Here is a 4,403-nt window from a genome sequence, read left to right on the forward strand (position 1 = left end):
GTAGCCGAAATACGTGTGGATCAACAAGATCGTGATCGCCATCAGGACGGCTTGCAGGAACGACCACAACAAGTCGATCGGGTTGAGGAACGTCGAGAAGTAGTGCTGATACAGGCCGCTCGACTGGCCGAACAGGACCACCGTCGTGAATTGGCTGGCGAGGAACGACAGGATGACGGCAATGGAATACAGCGGCGTGATCGCGATCATGCCGGCGGCGATCCTGGTGCTGACCAGATACGAGATCGGCCGGATGGCCATGGATTCCAGCGCGTCGATCTCTTCGTTGATCCGCATGGCGCCGAGCTGCGCGGTCACGCCGGCGCCGAAGGTGGCGGCCAAACCGATTCCGGCGACGATCGGCGCCGCGATTCGAACGTTGATGAAGGCCGCCAGGAACCCGGTCAGCGCCTCGATGCCGATGTTGCCCAGCGAGCTGTAGCCCTGGACCGCCAGGGTGCCACCCGCGGCCAGCGTCAAAAAGCCGACGATCGCAAGCGTGCCGCCGATCATGGCCAAAGTTCCCGCGCCCATACTGATTTCGGCTATAAGCCGGATGACCTCCCGCCGGTAGTGGCGGACCGCGAACGGGACCCCGGCGAGCGCCTGACCGTAGAACAGGGTGTGGTCGCCGATCCGGCTCAGGGTGGCGACCGGCTTGTCGAGTTGTCGCGTCAGGCGCGGGTAGGTGGCGCGTAGCGTCATCACCGTCTGTCCCCCCACCTCCTCAGTGGCCCTTGGTTGACATTCGGATGCCGATGGCGGTGACGACCACATTCACGACGAACAGCGCCATGAACGCATACACGACCGTCTCGTTGACCGCGTTGCCGACGGCCTTTGCGCCGCCGGACACCGTCAGCCCCCGGTAGCACGCGACCAATCCGGCGATCAGGCCGAAAAGCGCTGCCTTGACGCAGGAAATGATCACCTCGGGAACACCGGTCAGCAGGGTGATGCCCGCGGCGAACGCCCCGGGATTGACGTCTTGGACGAACACCGAAAAGACGTAGCCGCCCACGATGCCGATGATGACGACCAGGCTGTTCAGCAACAGGGCCACCAGGCCCGAGGCCAGCATGCGCGGGGTCACCAGGCGCTGCACCGGATTGATGCCCAGCACCTCCATGGCGTCGATCTCCTCGCGGATGGTCCGCGAACCCAGGTCCGCGCACATCGCCGTCGAACCGGCACCCGCGACGATCAACACGGTCACCAGCGGGCCGACCTGGGTCACCGCACCGAAAGCGGCACCGGCCCCGGACAAGTCCGCGGCACCCAGTTCGCGCAGCAGGATGTTGAGGGTGAAGCTGACCAGGACGGTGAACGGAATGGCCACCAGCAGCGTGGGTGCCAACGCGACGCGCGCGATGAACCACGACTGCTCCAAGAACTCGCGCCACTGCCAGGGCCGGCGGAAGGCGAACTTGATCGCGTCGGCGGACATCGCGAACAGTCCGCCGACCGCCTCCATGGGCTTGGAGCCGCGGCCGAGCGAGATGCCGCCAGTCCATCGCTCGGGTCCGGCTCTCCTAGTCGCCATCGATCTCAGCCCCTTCCAGCATTTTTCAGACCGGCAGTCTCGTTCCTCTTGACCGGCTGCCGGGAATGCAGCCGAACCGATGGCCGACAACGCGCGGCGCGGATCGCGAAATGCATAGCGGATAGCCACATTTCGGAGTTCACCTCCGATGCGGCAACCGCTACCATCCTCACGCCAGACCTCCGTTCTGCCGCGTGAGTTGGCGCTCCAAAACGAGGGGCCCGATGTCTTGAAGCGTCCGGCGATTATGACTCATGGCGCGTCCCGGTGGAACGAAAAATTCAAAACCGTTATCGGACAGCCCATCGGGTGCAAAGCGCCATTCGGCTTTGACATTTGACACGGCTCCGGTCCTGTAGCACTCAAGTGACGGCGCCGGCCGTCTTGAGCTCGATGATGCGGTCCCAATCGAGCCCGATCTCCATCAGGACCTCGTCGGTCTGCTCGGCGAATCCGGGCGCCGGGCCGGTGTGTGGCGCCGTGACATCGAACTGGACCGGGTTGGCGACCAGGTCGAGTTCACCTGCGCGAACCAGGTACTCGTTGGCGCGGATCTGCGCGTCGTCGACCGCTTGCAGGGTGTCCTGCACGGGCGCCCACGGACCGGCCAGCGTGGCAAAGCGCTCGCTCCACTCGGCCAGCGTGCGGCTTGCGATCACCTTGGTCAAGATCTCGACCGCATCCGCGGTGTTGGCGGCGATCGTCTCGACGGTGGCGAAGCGCGGATCGTCGGCCAGCTCGGGCAGGTCGACGTGCCGGCACACGTCCGCCCAGAACTTGGTGGGCTGCATCATCACGAAGGAGATGTAGCGGCCGTCGGATGTGGTGTAGAGCCCCACCAACGGATTGTTCGGCGCGCCATGCACGCCGGGCGGCGGCGCTTCCATCCGCCGGCCCAGATGTTTTGTCAGCGCGACCGTATGTCCCATCGACCACAGGCCACTGCCCAGCAGCGACACGTCGACGACCGACGGTTCGCCCGTGCGTTCGCGCTTCAGCAACGCCGCCGCGATGCCACCGGCGAGGTTGGTGCCGGAGATGGTGTCGCCGTACGCCGGTCCGGGCGGTGCGATAATTCCCGGCATGCCGGCCGGGGTGATGGTGGCCGCGGTTCCGGCCCGGCACCAGAAGGCGGTCATGTCGTAGCCGCCCTTCTCCGACTCGGCGCCGCGGGGGCCCAGCGCGCTGCCGCGGGCGTAGACGATGTTCGGGTTGACCGCACGGATGTCGTCGACGTCGATGCCGAACTTCTTCCGGTGAGCGGGAAGGAAGCTTGTGAGGAAAACGTCGGCTCGGCGGGCCAGCTCGTACAACACTTCCCTGCCCTCGGGCACCGACATGTCGAGCCCGATGCTGCGCTTGCCGCGGTTGGCGTGTTCGATGTTGGGGTTCGGGTCGCCTTCGACGCGCAGCATGCCGGTCTGCCGGAGTCCGCGTTGCGGGTCGCCGGTGACGGCGTGCTCGACCTTGATGACGTCGGCTCCCCATTCGGCCAGCACCGCGCCGGCCGACGGGACGAAGCCGTACATGGCGACTTCCAGGACGCGGATTCCCTCCAGCGGCCTCACGCCGAAGCCCCCGTAACGGGGACGGCAAAAGTCTTCCGTTCCAGGAATTCCTCCATGCCGGCTACGCCCATCTCGCGGCCGATGCCGGATTGCTTGAGGCCCCCGAACGGGCTGTCGGCCCCGAAGTAGTTGCCGCCGTTGACGGAAAACGATCCGGCCCGGATCCGGCGCGCGACCGCCAGCGCCCGGTTCTGGTCGCGGCTGAACACCGCGCCGGCCAGCCCGTAGATCGAGTTGTTGGCGATGCGCACCGCGTCGTCGTCATCGTCGAATCCGATGACGACGAGCACCGGCCCGAAGACCTCGTCCTGGGCGATCTCGCTGTCGGGGTCGACGTCGGTGAGCAACGTGGGCGCATAGAAGTAGCCGGGATCCAACCGCTTGCCGCCGGTGACCAGGGTGGCCCCCGCGGCGACGGCGCGCTGGACCATGGCGTCGACCTTGTCGCGCTGGCGCTCGCTGATGAGCGGCCCCATGAACGTCTTCGGATCGGCCGGGTCCCCGTGGCGCACCTTGGCGAAGTTCTGCGCGATCAGCCCGACGATCTCGTCGTGGTGCGACTTGGGCACCAGCAGACGCGACGTGAGCGCGCAGCCCTGGCCGGCGTGGGTCACCATGCTGAAGGCCGCGAACATGGCGGCGCTCGCGAAGTCGGCGTCGTCGAGCATGATCACGGCCGACTTGCCGCCCAGCTCCAGGAAGACGCGTTTCACGGTGTCGCTCGCGGCGGCCATGATCTGGCGGCCGACGGCGGTCGATCCGGTGAAGGTCACCACGTCGGCGTCGGGGCTGGTGGTCAATGCGACTCCCACCGAGGCGTCCGACGACGTGAGCACGTTCACCACCCCGCGCGGGATGTCGGTGTGGTTGGCGATCAACTGCCCCAGGGCCAGCGTGATCAGGGGGGTGTCGGGCGCGCCCTTGAGCACCACGGTGCATCCGGCCGCCAGCGCGGGGGCCAGCTTGGCCAGCGCGAGCTGGTTCGGATAGTAGTAGGCGATGATGGCGCTCACCACGCCGGCGGCTTCCTTTTCCACCCAGCGGTGATGCCGCATGCCCCGCGACTCGGCCTCGCCCAGGTCTTCGGAGAACTTATAGGCGCGGAGCAGGTCGGCGTAGAAACGCACGATCTTGATCGGGTCGTCGAGCTGGGCGCCGTGCGTGAGGGCGCGCGTGGCGCCGACTTCCGCGATGGTCAGCTCACGAAGCTCCTCGGCATGCCCGACCAGCGCACGGTGCAACTGGTCGAGGCAGCGCGCCCGCAGCTCGACGTCGGTCGACCACCTGGTCGT

4 protein-coding genes are annotated in these 4,403 nt (G+C 66.7%); all 4 read right to left on the bottom strand.

Annotated elements, in window-relative coordinates; genetic code table 11:
* On the bottom strand, nt 1-705 hold a 705-nt coding region (locus VMD50_RS20305), incomplete at its 3' end, for an MlaE family ABC transporter permease (protein WP_325430091.1).
* Nucleotides 706-727: 22 nt separating this feature from the next.
* The gene (locus VMD50_RS20310) at nt 728-1,543 is read right to left on the bottom strand and encodes an MlaE family ABC transporter permease (protein WP_325430094.1); all 816 of its coding nucleotides are present in this window, start codon (nt 1,541-1,543) and stop codon (nt 728-730) included.
* A gap of 362 nt (nt 1,544-1,905) precedes the next feature.
* Complete coding sequence (locus VMD50_RS20315) at nt 1,906-3,111, bottom strand: CaiB/BaiF CoA transferase family protein (protein ID WP_325430096.1); 1,206 nt, start codon at nt 3,109-3,111, stop codon at nt 1,906-1,908.
* On the bottom strand, nt 3,108-4,403 hold a 1,296-nt coding region (locus tag VMD50_RS20320; RefSeq protein WP_325430098.1), incomplete at its 5' end, for an aldehyde dehydrogenase family protein. The genes VMD50_RS20320 and VMD50_RS20315, both read right to left, overlap by 4 nt.

The sequence above is a fragment of the Mycobacterium sp. genome (assembly GCF_035506235.1).
Taxonomy (GTDB): domain Bacteria; phylum Actinomycetota; class Actinomycetes; order Mycobacteriales; family Mycobacteriaceae; genus Mycobacterium.

What these genes read in the sequence shown, in the direction of transcription:
- VMD50_RS20310 (WP_325430094.1), bottom strand. Translation starts at nt 1,543, where the DNA reads ATGGCGACTAGGAGAGCCGGACCCGAGCGATGGACTGGCGGCATCTCG.